Source organism: Chitinophagales bacterium (assembly GCA_041392475.1).
In the GTDB taxonomy this organism is placed as follows: Bacteria; Bacteroidota; Bacteroidia; order Chitinophagales; family UBA2359; genus JAUHXA01.
In genome coordinates, this window is the sequence record JAWKLZ010000003.1 from 1,578,433 (window position 1) to 1,597,060 (window position 18,628).

The following is an 18,628-nucleotide window of genomic DNA, read 5'->3' on the forward strand; positions in this document are numbered from 1 at the left end:
ACACCTTGTTTTATCGAAATATTCCAATCGCCTTCCCGTCATTTCCTTTCAAATCCACTGCTGTCTCTTTTTCCGTCACCTCAACTAATTTATAAGCATCGTCGTTCGAAATAATCCCCTTAGAATTAGAAAAATTGGAGTGAGAAATGTTGACCACAGGTTCACCGACACTAAGGTGCATTTTCAAAGATTCAGAATCATTAAAACTGCTATTTTCGATGTTGATGAACTGAACGCCATGCAAAGAAATAGCCGCCTCCGTCTTATTGCGCTTGCCATAACCCACTTTATTGAAGGTAGAATGGTTGATTTCGAGGATAGGGCCAAAAGTGCTTTCGTCTCCGCCACCTCTATGTAGATTTACTGCAACTCCTTCAATGTCATTAAATTCGCAGTTCTCTATCACTACATTTTCGACATTGTAAATCCCGATGTCATCCGTTTCTTTATCGAGGCTCAAAACAGAACCCGAAATGTTGTCAAAAACAGAATTGCGTAAAAGAATGGAATCTGCAAAGGTATTTTGGAATACTTTCAGTACTTCAAAGCTGTGGTTGATGTCCAGGTTTTGGAATTTACAGTCTTCAACGAACAATTTGTAGTTGTGATTCATCGAATAGCGACTTGTGCGAATGACTGCATTGCCTGGACTGTCAGGCGATTCCATACCATCTACAACTACATTTTGCAGGGTTAAGCTCCCACCATTTTCGATGTTGAACAAAGAGGTTTTCTGAAATTGGAGAAAGGGTTTTTCTTTTGCTCCTTTTGCAGCTCTCACGGTGATAGGGTAGTAGAGGTCTATGGCTTTGGTGAGCATGTATTCACCCGCTTCTAGCTCCAAAATATCTCCTTTTTGAGCCGTTTTTGCAGCATCAAAAAGCGTATTCATACCTGCCTTGACTGCAATCACTTTTCCCGTTCCAAAACGAACTTCCTCATCAATAAGAGGATACCAAGTCACGCCAGTATTTTCGGGACTTGCATGGTCTTTTACCTCTGTAATTCCTGCACCTTTTGCAGTGTCTCCTTTGGGCATCAAAATGCCCTCTTTGTTTCTTTCTAAGATGATTTTTTTGTTCTCAAAACCTTTTTTTGCAATAGCTTGTATATTCTCGCTGAGTATGTTTCCTTCAAATTTGATTCCACTAATGTCGTCGTAAACAGTGAATAAGTCGTCCTTTTTTTCGTTATAAAACAGATTGTTGGAGACCACTGTATTTTCGGGTGTGGCAGAGCGTTCTTCATCACTTCCTGCACAGAGTTGAATGTAGTCGCAATTGATGAAAGTATTGTTGGAAGCCTCCGAATCCTTGACCTGAAAGTAGCGGTTCAAAGGTGAATTGGGGACACCATTCATAATCACCAAAGCCCCTCTAAAACGGTAGCCTGTCAAGCCTTCGCAGTAGTTATTGACTACTTTTTGTTTTTCGTTGATGATGCGGATACCGCCTGTGTTTGCCTTGCCATTGCCGAAAAAATAGTTACTTTCGACCAGTGTTTCGTTTCCATGTCGCATGGTTAGTGTGCCTTGACATTCGTAGAAAGTATTACCCCGATAAATGTTTTGACAAGACTTGTTGGAGATGATTTCATGTTCACCATTGCAGCGGTCGAAGTAGTTGTTTTCGACAAGCGTATTGGAGTTGGTCAGTGAATGATGGCTTGTGCCAATCCTCAAAGTTTCGCCACCATTTGAACCCAAAATTGGGTGATAACCAAAATAATTGTGGTCTATTTGGTGGTGGTTTTCTTGACTTTCTTCTGTGGTTAAGCGCACTGCAAGTGTTACTCCATGATTGCGTTTTCCTGTGAGATAGTTGTGGTCGAATCGGTTGTTTTTGCCGTAAATTCCGACCCAGTAATCGGATTCAAAACGCTCTGGATTGCTATAATTGTCTATTACACATTCTGTTACTCGGCAGTTATTGCAGAGATATTCTTTGTTTCTCCTCAAAGAAATGACTTCATTGGTTGGAGTAAAACCGTTCTTAAAAACCAAACCTTCTATCACTAAATATTCGCCCGCCATCCTCAAATTGGACTGCCCTTCAAGGGTGACTTTTCCCTTTTCTTCAACGGTCAAGGTAATTGGAGCTTTTTCCGTTCCTTCACCCACAAAAACCAATTCCACATCTTTCCAAACACCGTTTGCCAAAATGATTTTATCGCCTGCTTTTGCAGATTCAACGGTTTTTTTGAATTCTTCGAGGTTGTGTACTAAGCCTGTTGTTTGTGCGGTGCTATTGCTACAACTCATTGAAGATAGTATACAAAGTAAAAGAATGAAATAGGTCGAAGATAATTGGTTTGTATTGAGATTCATAGGTTATTGTTGAATACAGATAGATGATTTCTTAAAAAAAAATAAGGTATATAGTTGCTATTTGGGTAAGTCCATCAGGACTTAAATATTTGTAGAAAAAATTGGAAAGTAATTATAGAACTCCTTCGAAGTTCAATCCAAAAACAAATAGCAAGTATTACTGATGTTCAACTCTTTTAGAATTTGGACGAAAGATTAAAGACATAAGACAAAAAAAATTGAATTATTGACAGCAAAGGAATTAAGTGAAATTACATTTTTAATGCAATTTATTCATAACCAAATATTTACGTCTTTTGTCTTTCGTCCAAAGTCCAAAAATCCTACAGAGTTGGTAATTGCTTTTTCTTGACTTTCTACAAATATTGAACTTCTTTGGAGTAGTCCATTTTTGAATTTATTAGATGTTCTCATTTTGTGAACAATAGAAAATGGAAATTTTAAAATTTTTTGTTTTCGTGCTTTAGTGCATTAATGCGTCACTTCCAATTCATAGTATTTCACTTTGGCAAAAGCTCCTTCATCTTTGGTAGCAAAGTAATTCCCTGCTTTGAAGTAGTTTTCAAACACTCCCCATTTTTGGATGTGAATATCATCGTAAACAACAGATTCATTGTCGTTTAGAATAACCTCCATTCTGCCTTCCTGTACTTTCACTTCGAGGGTAAACTTGTCATAACCTACATATTCATTGAAGGTATGTCCATCATCATCGTCCCAAGCATCTACTGAAAGTATCTCTGTATCAGATGCGTTTAGGTTTTTCAACACTTTGGTTTTGACCCGCACATAGCCATAGTGCCAGTAGATTTTAAGCATTGGAGGAGCATTGTTGTCGTCTTCTCCAATCAAATCTCGCTGTTCGTTGGTCAATCTTCCGTGGATTTGCATGATGATGGTGCGGTGGTCTTTGCCGTCCGAACCCTTGGATATTTCAGGCACAGCGAGCGTTCCCCGCATATTTCCGCCCTGTGCAAAAGTCCAATTGACATTGTTATTGCCTGATTCCATTTGTTCTCGCAATTCAGTTCGAGAATAAGAAGAATTGGCGGTTGAGGCATTGGGATAGGTATAAAAAACGAGTGAGCCATCCGTTGTATCATCATACATAAAGGGCTTCAAAGTCGGGTTATTCGCATAGTCCAAAATTGCAGGCGGAGCTACTTCGGTTGGATTCCCGATAGGAAGTGTGACTTTCCAATGATTTAGGTCAATGTTGGGGAATATTTCTGTTCCTTCATTGGGGTTTTCTTCCTCCTCTTCTTCTGGAGGCGGAATGTATTCTCCTTCTGGTTTTTGCAGACTGGTCTTTTTGCAACTTGAAGTGCTGAAAGCCAAACACAAAAAGAATATAGTAATTAGGGAAGTTTTCAAACGGAGTTGGATAAAGGTCATTAAGTTCGTTTTTATTACATTTTATTTAATCAATGGTTCGGGTAGTTTTTACTAAACGCAGAGACAGAGAGACGCAGAGATTTGATTATCAGATAGTTGTAAAAATTAATTTATTTTCTAATAATCTGATTATCAATTTATTAGAAAAAAACTACGAGCTATTGTTTAATAGTAAGTGGGATGATTGGTGACTTGTGCGCTTATATAAGCCATCACAAGTCACCAATCAGCTAATCACTAAGTTAATCTTCTACAATCGTAAAACTGTCAATTCTACATTCTACACCTACATTGGTGACCAAAATAGCCACTTCAGTATTGTCACCAGAATTGAAACTAACAGAATCCAATACATAGGTGCCTGAATCTGATTGGTCGGTCAATGTAACAGAATCAATAGTAGCATCGGCTACTTTATCTGGGTCGGTCACATCACCCGCCAAAATCGCTACTGTCATGGTGCCTTCTGGCGAAGTTTTCATGGTATAGTAGAAAGAAACGATGTAATCTTTGTTGGCTTGAACGGTAATCAATTGGTAAGCAATTCTATCACCCGCCGAAGGAAATTTTGCAGCTTTAGGACCATCGTGAACGGGGTCGGAAGTAATCTGCAATACACCTCCCAAATCACCATTTTTCCAATGATCTCTATAACTGTCATCTCCTTCAATATCAAAACCAGGATTGAGAATAACGGGAACGAAATCATTGACAGGTTCTTTAATTTCGATGGTTCTAGTGGTTGTACTACTTACATTCAGTTTGTCAGAAGATGTCAAAGAAACGGTGTAATCTCCTGCGGCAGAATAGGTGTGAACAGGATTTTTTTCGGTTGAAGTCATGCCATCTCCAAAATCCCAAGTATAGTCGGTCGCACTACCTGATTCGTTGCTGAAAGTTATTTGAAGATAGTCGGCATCACTTGGTGTGAAAGCAAAGCTCGCACTTGGGGGAGTTAAATCTGGAATAGACCCTTCTTCTGGCAATACGTTTTTTTCGCAAGCTGAAAAGAGAACTGCCATCATTGCAGTGAGGAAAAAAGACTTCAATGAGAAGGTATTGAAGTTTGTGATGTATATTTTATTGTTAATCGTTTTCATTTGAAAATGATGTTTTATTATTTTATAAATTTTTATTTAATGGTGAATGTGGTAATTAGTGACTGGTTATTGGTTTTGTATAACCTTCAAACTTGAATCGGCTACAAATCACCAGTCACTAATTCTTCTAATCACTAAATTAATTATAACCAGGATTTTGTGTCAAAAGATTTTGACTCACATTGATTTCGTTTTGTGGAATAGGCAACAATAAATCAGTTGCTTCAAAAGAATAACTTTGACCTGCTGCGAAAGCACTCAAGACTGATTCTGCTGCACCAAAACGTACCAAATCGTAAAAACGATGGTTTTCAAAAGCCAATTCAACACGTCTTTCTTTCATCAACATTTCCTTGGTCAAAGTAGCACTACCATCTAAAGGCAATGTACTCAATCCCACTCTTGCTCTGATAGCATTGTAAGAAGCAAGGGCATCCAAATCTTTGGTAGATGCGCCCCCTGCCATGATTGATTCGGCGTGCATCAAATAAACATCCGCCAATCGTAGAACAATCCAATCATTGCCGCACAAACGAGCATCAGCAGAAGTCGTTAGGAATTTGCCTACTTCAGCAGTATTACTTGGATTGAAAAGTACGGCAGATCTTTCTGTATCTAAAGGATCTACTGCTGCTACAAAGTCGCTGGTGACGTAGTTCAAGCCACTGACTCGACCGCCTGCGGTCATCTCAAAAGAGAAATCTTGGCTTTCGTTGGTATTGTCGTTGAGGTAAGGAATGGCAAAGATGATTTCGTTGTTTCCTTCTGTATAAAACACATCTGAATAGTTTGCAAGCAATGAATAGTTTCCACTGGCTACTACATCTGCCAAGATAGCTTCTGCACCTGCATAATTTCCTTGTGTCAATTGAACTTTTGCTAAAAGTGCGGCTGCAGCACCACTTGTAGCCCGTCCGTAAGGCGAACTTGCGGGTAATGCGCTTCTGGCAGCCGTCAAATCGGCTTCAATGAAAGCCAATACTGAGCTTGCAGCATCTCTATCGAAATAGTCGGTGTCGGTTTGGATGATTACCTTGTCAATAATGGGTACACTACCAAAAGCTCTAACCAAATTGAAGTGAGACAAAGCTCTTGCAAATTTAGCTTCACCTTCAAATTGGCTTTTCAAAGTAGCATTGTTTACTACATCCAAATGTTCCAATACACGATTGGCTCTGAAAATCACATTGTAGTTGGCTAACCAGTAATCACCCACTGCAAGATTGGTAGGTTTTACATTGAAACTTTCAAACTGTGCCCAATCGCCTTCGCTTGATTTGGTTTTGGTGTTGTCGGAACGCATTTCTGTTAAGGCAAATTCACGCAAGGGAACTGCTTGAAGTCCATCGTAAATGGCTATCACTGCGCCTTGCACTTCTTCTACATTGGTATAGAAAGCGTTGTCGCCAATGGCAGATTTAGGATTGAGGTTCAAGTCTTCTTTGTCACATGCCATGAAGAACATGGAGAAAATGAGAAAATAGATTGATTTATATATTTTATTTGTCATTATTTTATTTTTTGATTTTAGAGAGTACAATAGAAAACAGAGGTTTTTTTAAACTTCTATTTTCTCAATGCTTCATCGTTTAAAAAGCAAGGTTTACACCAGCCGAAATGGTTCTATAAAGAGGTGCGGGGCCTCTTTGATAGCCGAAAGTCAATGGAGAGGATAATCCTGCTACTGTTCCTTCACCTGATCCTTCTGGATTGTAACCCACATAACCGTCTGCCATAATGTAAAGCAGGTTTTGTGCGCCAACATAGACTCTTAATTTTTGAATTCCAATGTTTTCTAGCATATTTCGTTTGAAGGTATAACCCAGGTTTAAGTTCCTCAATGCAACATAAGAAGCATCTTGAATATCATCGTTGGTGAAAATTCGCTCTACAACCAAATCTTTGTCTGGGAAGTCGCTGGTATAATCTTGACTGCTTGCAAACTCATTGTTGATATACTGTGAAGAAATGTTTCGGATTTCTGCGCCGTGTGAGCCTTGGAACATGAAACTCAAATCAAAGCCTTTGAAGTTGAAGTTATTGCTTACACTCCAAATCAAATCTGGATAAGGTGAACCCAACACGGTACGGTCGTCGGTGTCAATTACACCGTCGCCATTCAAGTCTTTTGCGTACACATCTTGTGATTGTCCATTGATAGGATAGTAAGGATCATTGATGTATTGAGGGTCAATTTCCCCTTTCACAACGTAGCCGTAGTAAGAAGAAATAGGACTCCCTTCTAATGCAATCCATTCGGCAGCACGTTTGTCGTCCACGATGCTGATGAGTCCGTCTGCTCCTGCAAAGTCGATAAGTGTATTTTTGTTGTGGGTAAATATAGCAGAAGTCGACCATGAGAAGTCTGGACCTTTCACGTTTTTAGAACGCAATTCCAATTCAAAGCCTTTGTTTTCTACCACACCTTTGTTCACCAATGCCGTTCCAAAACCTGTCACTGAAGGAATCGGAAGGTCTAACAATAAATCTTCACTTGTTCTATTATAGTAGTCAAAAGATAAACCAAAACGACCGTCAAAGAAAGAGGCATCAATCCCAGGGTTGTATTCAACTAATTTTTCCCATTGAAGTTCAGAGTTGGATATGTTGGTGGCATTGAAGCCCGTTGAAGTACCGCCAAGAGCTGTTCCGACAGGAGAAACCAAACCGATGTAATCGTATTCTCCAATACCTGAATTACTTCCTGTGATACCGTAACTGAACCGAAGTTTTAAGTCAGAGATAAATCTATTGGCCACCAAAAAATCTTCTTGTGAAACTCTCCAACCGACAGATGCTGCGGGGAAAAATCCAAATTTATTGTCTGGTCCAAATTTGGAACTACCGTCTGTTCTGGCACTCACCGAAAGCAAATATTTGTCCTTGTAAGCATAGGTGATTCTCGATAAGTATGACACCAATTTTTCTTCAAATTCAGTGGTTTCGCCCCCTACCAAGTTTGCAGCAGGAATAGTTTCGATGTAGTCAAACGCATAACCTGCTGCTTCCAACGAACTGTATTCTCTGTCCCATTGCTCATACGCAAAACCTGCTACTACACCAATTTCGTGGTCGCCAAAATCCTTATTGAAGTTCAAGGTACTTTCCGAAACCGTGTGAAATTCGGTAGCAGAACTTCTGATGGATTCAGAGTCGGCAGCTCCATTTCTGGATGCTTGTACACCTGCCCACTGGGTATTTTTGGTTTCTCTAAAATCACCACCAACAGATTGCTTGAAGAAAAATCCATCTGCAATGTTTACGTTCACATAAGCATTGGCGAATATTTTGGTTTGGAACTTACGTCGATCTCGCTCCAATACTTTTGCCAAAGCACTTTGATTAGAAGTTGAACTGATGTCTAAGCCATTGCCTGTACTCGGTTGACCTGCTGCCAAATCGTAGTCGTCGAACATACGTTCCATCGCATAGTCACCGATTTGGGCATTTGCCCATCGGCCATTTTCTCTGGTTCTATTGACAAACTGAATCGTGTTTTCGTCTAAGTATAGCGGCAGCCAAGGGTTTTGACGAATCGCATCGTGAATACCAATTGGGAATCTTCTCTGCTCAGTATGAGATGGGTTCAATACGACTCCAAAAGAAATCCGATCGTTGATTTTGGTATCTAAATTCAGTCGGAAGTTGAGTTTTTTGAAATTGTCGGTAAGTAGTACACCTTCATCGTTCAGATAACTCATAGATGCTCTAAATTGGGTGTTTTTACTTCCCCCTCTTGCCGCCAAGGAATGACTTTGAATCGCACCTCCGTCAAACATCACATCTTCCCAATTGGTGTAACTACCCAATTGTTGAATGTATTTTGCTCGGTCGGTTAATTCTCCATTTTCTGCTTGGACAAACTGCAACCAATCATCTACTGTGGTCAAAACATCTGTTTCAGGAACAGATTTGAAGCCTACATAACTATCATAGGTAAATTTAGTCGGACCTTCTTTTCCTTGTTTGGTGGTAATCATCAAAATACCATTTGCCCCTCTCGAACCGTAAATGGCAGAAGAAGCTGCGTCTTTTAGCACTTCAATGGATTCGACATCGTTCATGTCCAAACTGGAAAGAAAGTCGGCATCCGTACCTACACTGATTCCATCGACAACAATCAAAGGGTTGGAATCAAAGGAAATAGAACCTTGCCCACGTACTCGAATCGTTGGAGCCTCACCCGCAGCAGGGTTGGTCATTTGGATGTTTACACCCGCTACTTGTCCTACCAAAGCATCATCTACACGAGAAATCGGAATTTGATCGAGTTGTTCGTTTTTCACTTTGGAGATAGAACCTGTGAGGTGGGATTTTTTCTGTCCACCATAACCAATAACTACAATCTGATCGAGTTGAGCCACATCGGTTTTCATTACCAAATTAATTGCAGTAGCACCATTGACAGTTACTTCTTGGGTTTTGTAACTGATGTAACTAAATACCAATACATCGCCTTCTTCAGCATCAATACTGTATTTGCCATCTAAGTCAGTAACCGTTCCGTTTGTAGTTCCTTTTACTAAAACTGTCACACCAATAAGCGGTTGTCCATCTTCTTCCGAAGTAATGGTTCCGCTTACCGTAGGAGGAATATTGGTAATAGATTGCTCATTCAGTAGGATATTCCCCACTATAGATTGAGGTAAACATAGCACAATTGCCAGCAAGCAAAAAGCTAATTTTAAAAGTTTGATTTTTTTTGTTAATTTTGTTATCATAACGCAACATTTTGTTTGTGATTTTACTAAAGCTCACACTGCCATGTGGGCTTTTTTATCAATAATTATATACTTCGTTTTAGGCAAAAAATTCCCCTTCAATAGGAGAAATCTTGTTGATAAATTCTTTTGTTATGGCTTAAAATTTTGTCTTTACCTCTTCTAAAACTTATTGATAGATGAGGTGTGAATCCAGTCAGTCTGGGGCTAAATGATAAGCAAGAGTTGGCAACTGATAGTTACCAGTTCTCTTGTTATTTATAATAATCTTCCATTTCCTTGTTTCAGTTCATTGCTGTATTTGATGACATCGCTCAAATGCAAACGCATCGCTTTTGATGCCAGCTCAGGCTCTTGATTTACAATGTGTTCTAATATGTCTTGATGTTCTTCCAAAACTTTATTGAAGTGGTCTTCTTTACAAATGTCCAATTTGATAAAACTGCTGATGATATCGGGAATAATAATCAGCATCAAGGACTTCAATACCGAATTTTTACTAGCTTCGGCAATTTTGAGGTGAAACATCAAATCTTCTTCAATGGCCTGCTTGCCATTCTTCACCTTTTCAGCATAAGCTTCCGATGCTTTTTGGATATTGATAATGTCTTCTGGAGTACGTCGCAAAGCTGCAAGGCTCGCTGCATTGGTTTCAAGCATCACCCTAGTTTCGACCAAAGAAGCAAAATCATTGTTTTCGAGTTTCAATACATCTGTAATTAGTCCCTCCAAAGCTGCAATACCAATTCCTGCCACAATGGTACCGCTTTGAGGAAGTGTTTTTAATATGCCGTAAAATTCTAATTTTCGGATGGCATCTCGGACGTGTGTTCTACCTACGCCCAACCTTTCCGCTAATTTTCGTTCTGGAGGAAGTTTGTCACCTGGTTCTAATTGTCCAGAAGTGATCAAACTTCTGATTTGCTTGATGATTTTATCAACAGGGGTTTCAATAACTATTTCTTGGAAATTTTTTAGTACACTCATATCACTATTGGTTGGCTAAAAATTGGTCTGCCAATTTTTGGTTTGACAAATATAGACGAAATTTTTTACAAAAAAAAACAAATTTTAGATTTGTAAAGAAAAAAAAATAGTTGGGAATATTTTAACCCTTCTTAACTTAAATTAAAATGTTTGTTAATGCTAAAAAATAAATTTTTTTGCTAAGTTTGTAAGGTATTTTCTAATCCAAAACAAATAATATTATGCCTACAAATTTCTACATGTATTTTCTCGTTGCACTGATTCCTTTACTTGTTGGAGCGGTGTATTATCATCCCAAAGTAATGGGAGGAGCTTGGATGAAAACCAACGGCTTTACCGAAGAAAGCCTACAGGGTGCCAATATGGCGTTGATTTTTGGACTGTGTTATGTGTTCAGCTTTTTCATAGCTTTTTTCTTGGGAGGTTTGGTCATTCATCAAGGTCAAGTATTTGCTATGATGATGCCTGATGTAATGGAGTCGGGAAGTGCTGCTCAACAGACTTTTAATGATTTGATGGCTACTTACGGCAATAATTTTAGGTCATTTGGTCATGGCGCAATACATGGAACTATTACCACAATTTTCTTTTTGCTGCCAGTGATTGCGATTAATGCACTTTTTGAAAGAAGGGGATGGAAATATGTATTGATTCATACGGGGTATTGGCTCATCAGTTTGATATTGATGGGAGGTATTTTGTGTCAAACACTCGTTTATGCTTCTTTGTCTTAACCGATTTGAAGTTTATAAAAGGCTTTTGAAGATTGTGTTAAAGAAACCTAAATTTTTATCCTGATTTTCTTAGAAAGAATAACCCAATAAGCTGCAATACAGAAGAATAGACTCATTTCTTTTTTTAAAAATAGCAGTTTATTGGGTATTTTTATAGTTGAAAGGGGAGTTTTTGGGAACTTATTGATGGATTTAGTAGCTTTATTGGTACTAACTAATAGAATCAGCTATGCTTTCAAAATTGACTCATTTTCTCGCTCATTTTCTTATTCACTTCACATTGGGCTTGTCTTTTTTTTCCAAAGCCGTCTCTTTTATCCAAAAACATGAACTTTGGAAGGGAATGAAACAATATGGTTGGTTGAATAGACTTTCTGTATTGGCAGGTGTTGTATTGGGAGTCAAGATATTTATGATGTTGATGGAATTTCTACTCAACATACCTCTCTTCAATCCCATTGAGATGACAAGCAGCATTTTTCATTTGTTTAGCAAAGTAGGTACAGAAAGTTACCAACTTTTCTTTTTGGGTGGTTTTAAATATCTCATTGTCTTGGCTTTGGAGGTGTTGATTATTCATTTTGGTGGAAAAACTACGGAGGTACTTACAGGAGTTCCATTTCATTTGACCTTCAAAGAATTCATTGCAGATCAGATTAGAGCTGTGAAGGTGATTATTCAAAAGTATATTTTGGAGTTGATTGTCACAATCATTATCGGCATTGTTCTTGGCATTTTGGGCATAGATTTTCTCAAAACACCTTTGATTTTTATCGCTCAGTGTTATTTTTTGGGAGTAGTTCTTATGGACAATTACTTCAAACAGAGGGGTAAAACGGTTAGACAAAGTGAGGAAATCATACGCCGATATGCAGGTTTGGCCACTGCTATTGGGATGGTGTTTTACATTCTACTTTTCATACCTATTATTGGAGCTGTGATGGGTGCGTGTATTGCAGCAGTAGCGAGTACTTTGGCATTGCATAAATTGAAGCCTTTGGAGCAAGGACAAACTCAAAAAGTGGAAATTGGAGGCTATGTTTGAGGTTCAGATAATTGAATTTCAATAATTCGGATAAATAATTGTAAGAGAAGGGAATAAAATCATTTGAAAGGTTGTCTAAAAGGTATTATTTTTATCTAAAATGAAAAATAACATCCTCAAAATGGCCAAATCTTTTATACTGCTGCTGTGCTTACTTCAATTCAATGCTTCTACAAAAGTACAAGACATTTATTTTCCTCCTTTGATTGGCAATAATTGGGAGACTATTTCACCTACTTCCCTCAATTGGTGCGATGATGACATTGAAGCCCTCTACGATTTTTTGGAAGTAGAACAAACCAAATCTTTTATCCTTTTGAAGGATGGTAAAATCGTGTTGGAACAATATTTTGGCGATTTTGGTCAAGACAGCCTTTGGATTTGGTATTCTGCGGGTAAAAGTTTGAGGGCTACATTGGTAGGGATTGCACAAGCGGAAGGTTTAGTGAATATAGAAGATAGCAGTGCTGATTATTTAGGGCAGGGATGGAGCAGTTTGTCGCCCGAAAAAGAAGCTCTGATTACCATTCGTCATCAACTCACAATGACAAGCGGTTTGGATGAAACAGAGTTTAGTTGCATCACACCCAATTGTCTGACTTATGTAGCCGATGCCGGAACCCGTTGGGCTTACCACAATGGCTCCTACAATTTATTGAAACCCATCTTGGAAAAGGTTTCGGGACAAACTCTTAATCAGTACACTAATACACGTATTCGCAATACGATAGGTATGTGGTCGGGGTTTTGGTTAGATGTGGGGAACAATAGTTTTTTTGTGAGCCGAGCGAGGGATATGGCTCGTTTTGGCTTGTTGATTGCCAATCAAGGAGTTTGGAAGGAAACAACTATTTTGAAGGATTCTGCTTTTTATGACCAAATGGTGAATACTTCACAGAATCTCAATCCTTCTTATGGTTATTTGTGGTGGTTGAACGGCAAAGAAGGGTATATTCCTCCAGGAAGTACGGATTTTATTGAAGGCCCAATCGCTCCTGATGCACCCTCTGATGTTTTTTTGGCTGCTGGTTCACAAGGTCAGTTCATCGGTATTTCTCCAGATAATGGGTGGGTGATGATTCGACAGGGAAATTATACTACAAATAGTTTGGCCGCACTAGACTTACACAATCAAATATGGAAAAGAATCATGTCTTTGGAGTGTATGCCAACAGCTATTGAAGAAACTTCGATGAATTCTATACAAGTGTTTCCAAATCCTTCAAAAGATGTTCTTCATATTCAACTCCCTTTCAATTCTACAGATACTATTGTTCGCTTGTATGATTTGAATGGGAACAATATCTTGGAGACTACTGCTAATGAAAAGAATTACACCTTAAATGTCAGTTATTTGAATGGAATATACTTTTTAGAAGTGGTAAGTGGTGAAATGTTTTGGGTGGAAAAGGTGATGATGGAATAAGAAATAATTGTTGGATAGACTGCAATGGACATTGTCAACAATGAATACACTAAGTAGCAAGCTATATTTATCTTAACAATTAAAGCTATTCAATTGTCTGTTTATCAAGATGTTTTTTCATTTTAATAGTTATTTTAATTTTGATTTACTACCTATATGACCAGCATTCCTATTGGATGCTGGTTTTTTTTTACAGACACTGGTAAACAAAAAAAAAATCAGAGCGTTTTCTTTCTTTCATTCACATAATTTATAAAACATAAAAATATATGTTAAATACATTGAGTTTTTTTGGTTTAAATCTGAATACGATTTTGGCCTTAGCATTTTCCAGTTATGGAGGAATATTGGGACTTATACATTTGATCCTTTGGTTAATAGCGGCTGTGGAGATTTTCCAAAGCGGTAAGTCAGCAGGTAATAAACTATTATGGGTTTTGGTGATTTTGTTTTTGCCTGTGGTTGGTTTAATATTGTATTATCTGATAGGTAGATAGATATTAAAAGTTATATAAGCAAAAAAAATATTTTTAACATAAAATAACTTTAATGGAATCTAAAAAAATAATTGGAGGAGTGTTAATTGCAGTTGGTGCAATCATGATGTTGATAGGCTCGATGGGATTGTTAGGTGGAGGCGGTCAATTTTTGGGCGAATCCATGGGAGCATTTGGTGCACTTGTCCCGCTTATTTTAGGAGTCATATTTTTTACTTCTGGGATTGGTTTGTACAAAACAATTGGTGGCGGCAATAGCGGCGGTGGCACAGCTTAGTTAACAAATGAACTCAGAAAAGGGTAAAATGCCCATTGAAGTAAAACACTATCACAGTGAAATAACAAAATAAAATGAAATTGAGTTTACAGAGAATTGCTCATTTTTTGTTGGCAATTACCCTTTTTTTTTATATATTATGGGTTGCACAGTCAGTTATTATCCCACTTGCTTTTGCTATTCTTTTAGCATTTATGCTTGATCCACTCGTAAAATTTTGGGAGAAAATAGGCTTGAATAGGTTGATTGCCATCATTTTTTCCTTTCTTATTATGATTGTAATTGCATTGATGGTGATGTTTTTGCTATTTTCTCAAATAATGAATATTGTTGCTCACTCAGAAAGCATCAAAATATCGACAGACCAACTATCTGATTTATATGTGTGGATAGAAGCACACTTTCATATCTCACAAGCAAAGTCTCAGGCGTGGTTGAAGGAAAATATTGTAGCACTGTCAGATGATGTAGCCAATTACTTCGGAATGTTATTGGCATCTTCAACCGCATTTCTTGCCAATTTAATTGTTGTATTGACCTACTGTTTTTTGATACTATTGTACCGAACGGCCTTCAAAAATTACTTATTATCCCAATTCTATCGGGACAAAAAAGACCATGTACATGAAGTATTGGTAGAAATGCAGCAAGTAGCTCAAAAATATATATATGGATTGGGATTGGTAATCCTCATATTAGGGACTTTAAATACACTTGGATTGTGGGCTATAGGAATAGACTATCCTTATTTTTGGGGCTTTTTTGCAGCCTTTATGACCATCATCCCATATATCGGCACATTCATAGGTGCTATCTTACCCATTTTTTACAGCATCATTACTTCAACGAGTGCATGGCAACCCCTCAGTGTCATGTTGATGTTTTTAATTGTTCAGCAGCTTGAAGGCAATTTTATTACTCCAAAAGTAGTTGGATCTTCTGTCAAAATCAATCCTTTAGCGGCTCTAATTGCCATGTTTATAGGATGGTCACTGTGGGGCGTAGCAGGTGTGATTATGGCATTGCCATTTATCGCCATATTCAAAGTCATGTGTGATAACATTGATTTTCTTAATCCAATTGGAAAACTGTTGAGCAGCAATATTCACAGGCATGAAACCATATTCTTTGAAAAATACGAAGGCGAAGAATACAGTTGGGGAAAGTTCTTCAAACTGGAAAAGAAAGAAAAGGAGAGATAAAACAGATTTTTTTAGGAACAGGAATTGATATTTTAAACGCAACTCAAAATAATCCATCTAATTAAATTGTTTTATGAGTTGACTGTTGTAAAATTACAGCAATCAATTTAAAAAATTAAACTAACTGTTCCTTCAAAAAAACAAATTCATGCGAATTAACATCCTATCCATTACCATATTTGTCTGTTGCTCATTTTTTTCCTTCAATGTAAACGCACAGTGCAATCCCGATGATGAAGTAGAATCCTGGTTGAGTTGGGGCAAAAGTTGGGAAAACTTTGCCTTAGACTATTTCCCGATGAGTGTAGAACGGGAAGTAGAAATAGGAGATTCTTTATACATAGAGATGATAAAAGACCAAAAACTCTTAAAGTCACACCCCAAAAAACCTATGTTAGATCGTGTCATGAGTCGGCTTACCCCTCATGTCAATCGAAAAGGAATCGTTTACCGCACCCATATTTTGGACGATGATGAAATGGTCAATGCCTATGCCATTGCAGGAGGACACGTTTTTATCACCTCCAAAATGTTGGATTGGGTAGATTCAGAAGACGAATTGGCATTTGTCTTGGCACACGAAATATCGCATGTAGATGACAAACATTCACTCAGAAAAGTGCAAAAAATCTTGCTCGGTGGACAATACTTTGGTGAATATGGCATAATGGCTGCAAACATCGAACTGTTTTTGAGTCAGCCACTTGGACAAATTGACGAATATACTGCCGATAGGTTGGGGGCAAACCTGATGGTGAAAGCTGGCTACGACCCTCGAAAAGGATTGGAGTTTTTTGAGAAAATGGCCCACTCCGAAGAATACAACGAAATTGAAAAAATGATAAGAACTCATCCATATTCCACTGAACGTCACAATTGTTTGTCAGATTACATGAGGAATGAGCTGAATCGTTGAGAAATCAAGAAATCAAAGTATAGGTTGTTTCAAAACGGTTGGCATATAGGTATGCCAACCGTTTTTTTATAGATACAAATAAGGAATCAAGAAAGTACACATTATCCAGACCAAGAAAGTCAACAATCCACCTACTTTCACAAAATCCATAAAAGTATAATTACCTGCTCCATATACAAGTGTATTGGTCTGATAGCCAATTGGAGTGAGGAAACTTGTGCTTGCTGCAAACATCACCGTCACCAAAAATGGCTTAGGGTCTAATCCCAATTGATTGGCAATCGTGATGGCGATAGGAGCAAGCAAAACCGCAGTTGCATTGTTCGACATAAAACTGGTGAGCAAAGTGGTGATTAAGAACAAAATAGAAATAATGAAAGTGGGAGAGGAAGTACCTGCAAAATCCACGATGGTATTTGCAATCAGCGCACTTGCACCCGTTTTTTCGACTGCAATTCCCAAAGGCAAAATACCTGCCAACAGAAAAAATACCCGCCAATCCATTTTGCGGTAAATATAACGCATTGACAAACAGTGAGTGAGAATCATCCACATGCAGCCAATCAGTGCCGCAGTGACAATCGGTAAAATATTGAAAGCAGCTGTCACGACTACAAACAAAATAATGAAAGTGGATAAAAGCATTTTTCTTCGCCTCAGATTAGGTTTTTTTACTTTTTCTAAGACAATGAAATCAGGAGAGGTATAAAAAATATTGAGACTACTGCGGCGAGCTTCCATCAATAATACATCTCCAAAGTGAATCTCTGTTTCCGACACCTTTTTTGTATTTGCAGTTGTTTCTCCACTACTCCGTATCGCCAAAGGAATCGCTTTGAAGAGGTGTTGAAAATCTACTTCTCCAATTTTTTTGCCGACCAAAAAAGAATTTCTTCCGATTACAGCTTCAAACAAAACCGCTTCTTCGGAATTCAGTTCGTGGTCATCAAGGTGAACATTTTTTTTGATTCTGATACCCTGTTTGCTTTGTATTTCGATGATTTCGTTAAGGTTGGCTTTAATGGTCAATAAATCGTGTTCACGGATAGCTTCAATGCTATTCGGCACCCAAATTTCCCTTCCCTGTCCGCCTTCTCTGCTAATTTCAATCACATCCACATTGTAGCGTTTCACAATCTGCGTATCCTTCAATTTCTTACCAATCATTGGAGAACCTTTCTTCACTTCAATTTGGGTTAAGTATTTCGACAATTTATAGGTTTTAGTCAGTTCCTCTTCTGTCGTTTTTCTTTCGGGAATGAGCCTGGTGCGAGCCAACATCATATACACCATAGAAGCCGAAAATAATAGAAGCCCCAAAAGTGAAAACTCAAAAATTCCAAAAGGTACTCCATAATGTTCTTCATAGACAGAACTGACGATAATGTTGGTTGAAGTTCCGATAATTGTCATTGTGCCGCCCAACATCGCTGCAAATGATAGAGGCATCAGAAAACGAGAAGGGCTTACCTTAGCATAATTCGCCAACCGAATCACCACAGGCATGAAGATAGCAACGACAGCCGTATTGTTCATAAAAGCAGACAAGAATCCCACCACCACTACAATCATCACATAAATTCTCAGTTCACTTTCGCCCGTAAATTTTTCCAGTTTATCGCCAATAAAATAGACCAAGCCAGTACTCTGCAATCCCAAACTCAGTACCAAAAGTGCAAAAACGGTAATCGTAGCAGTGTGACTGAAACCAGACAAGCCTTCTTCGATGCTCAATATACCTGAAGCAATCAAAACCACCATCGTTAACAAAGCAGTCACTTCTGCTTCTAAATATTCGGTGGTGAATAATATGATGGAAATCAGAGCAATGACTAAAACAATGAAGATTTCTGGAGTCATAGGTTTGGGTCAAGGTTTTGAAGGTGTAGATTAAAAAGCAATATAACGCATCTAATCTACACAAACAAAAGAGATTCCATGCTACTTCAACAAATAAAATGGGAACGATTTTAACTCAATTCCTGTTTGCTTTAAGATGCAA

14 protein-coding genes are annotated in these 18,628 nt (G+C 38.2%); 7 read left to right on the plus strand and 7 right to left on the minus strand.

Going from position 1 to position 18,628, the window contains the following annotated elements:
- Window positions 1-10 precede the first annotated feature (10 nt).
- From R3E32_29125 to R3E32_29150, 6 genes are all read right to left on the minus strand, one after another.
- On the minus strand, window positions 11-2,326 hold the full coding sequence (locus R3E32_29125; GenBank protein MEZ4888824.1) for a polysaccharide lyase 6 family protein: 2,316 nt from the start codon (window positions 2,324-2,326) through the stop codon (window positions 11-13).
- 471 nt (window positions 2,327-2,797) lie between these two features.
- Window positions 2,798-3,721 carry a polysaccharide lyase family 7 protein gene (locus tag R3E32_29130; protein ID MEZ4888825.1) on the minus strand — a complete coding sequence of 308 codons (924 nt, stop codon included), beginning with the start codon at window positions 3,719-3,721 and terminating at the stop codon, window positions 2,798-2,800.
- A 242-nt stretch (window positions 3,722-3,963) separates the two neighbouring features.
- Window positions 3,964-4,821, minus strand: coding sequence for a PKD domain-containing protein (locus R3E32_29135; protein ID MEZ4888826.1), 858 nt, complete (start codon window positions 4,819-4,821; stop codon window positions 3,964-3,966).
- A gap of 139 nt (window positions 4,822-4,960) precedes the next feature.
- Window positions 4,961-6,331: a RagB/SusD family nutrient uptake outer membrane protein gene (locus tag R3E32_29140; GenBank protein MEZ4888827.1), complete on the minus strand. Its 1,371-nt coding sequence runs from the start codon at window positions 6,329-6,331 to the stop codon at window positions 4,961-4,963.
- A 79-nt stretch (window positions 6,332-6,410) separates the two neighbouring features.
- A complete protein-coding gene (locus R3E32_29145) occupies window positions 6,411-9,542 on the minus strand; it encodes a TonB-dependent receptor (protein ID MEZ4888828.1) in 3,132 nt (1,043 codons plus the stop codon).
- Window positions 9,543-9,800: 258 nt separating this feature from the next.
- The gene (locus tag R3E32_29150) at window positions 9,801-10,529 is read right to left on the minus strand and encodes a FadR/GntR family transcriptional regulator (protein ID MEZ4888829.1); all 729 of its coding nucleotides are present in this window, start codon (window positions 10,527-10,529) and stop codon (window positions 9,801-9,803) included.
- A 221-nt stretch (window positions 10,530-10,750) separates the two neighbouring features.
- On the opposite strand from R3E32_29150, the gene R3E32_29155 reads away from it, so the two are divergent.
- The 7 genes from R3E32_29155 (at window position 10,751) to R3E32_29185 (ending at window position 16,626) form a co-directional block, all read left to right on the plus strand.
- Window positions 10,751-11,263: a DUF1761 domain-containing protein gene (locus R3E32_29155; GenBank protein ID MEZ4888830.1), complete on the plus strand. Its 513-nt coding sequence runs from the start codon at window positions 10,751-10,753 to the stop codon at window positions 11,261-11,263.
- A gap of 229 nt (window positions 11,264-11,492) precedes the next feature.
- Window positions 11,493-12,308, plus strand: a complete 816-nt coding sequence (locus R3E32_29160) for a hypothetical protein (GenBank protein ID MEZ4888831.1) — start codon at window positions 11,493-11,495, stop codon at window positions 12,306-12,308.
- A 100-nt stretch (window positions 12,309-12,408) separates the two neighbouring features.
- On the plus strand, window positions 12,409-13,734 hold the full coding sequence (locus tag R3E32_29165; protein MEZ4888832.1) for a serine hydrolase: 1,326 nt from the start codon (window positions 12,409-12,411) through the stop codon (window positions 13,732-13,734).
- A 269-nt stretch (window positions 13,735-14,003) separates the two neighbouring features.
- A complete protein-coding gene (locus tag R3E32_29170; GenBank protein ID MEZ4888833.1) occupies window positions 14,004-14,231 on the plus strand; it encodes a PLDc N-terminal domain-containing protein in 228 nt (75 codons plus the stop codon).
- 52 nt (window positions 14,232-14,283) lie between these two features.
- On the plus strand, window positions 14,284-14,508 hold the full coding sequence (locus R3E32_29175) for a hypothetical protein (GenBank protein MEZ4888834.1): 225 nt from the start codon (window positions 14,284-14,286) through the stop codon (window positions 14,506-14,508).
- 74 nt (window positions 14,509-14,582) lie between these two features.
- Window positions 14,583-15,710 (plus strand): AI-2E family transporter, encoded by a 1,128-nt coding sequence (locus tag R3E32_29180; protein MEZ4888835.1) that lies wholly within the window; start codon window positions 14,583-14,585, stop codon window positions 15,708-15,710.
- Between the two features lie 148 nt (window positions 15,711-15,858).
- Entirely contained in the window at window positions 15,859-16,626 is a 768-nt protein-coding gene (locus R3E32_29185; GenBank protein ID MEZ4888836.1) for a M48 family metallopeptidase, read from the plus strand.
- 66 nt (window positions 16,627-16,692) lie between these two features.
- Here the strand turns inward: R3E32_29185 and R3E32_29190 are convergent, their stop codons facing one another.
- Window positions 16,693-18,486, minus strand: a complete 1,794-nt coding sequence (locus tag R3E32_29190; protein MEZ4888837.1) for an SLC13 family permease — start codon at window positions 18,484-18,486, stop codon at window positions 16,693-16,695.
- Between the last annotated feature and the right edge of the window lie 142 nt (window positions 18,487-18,628).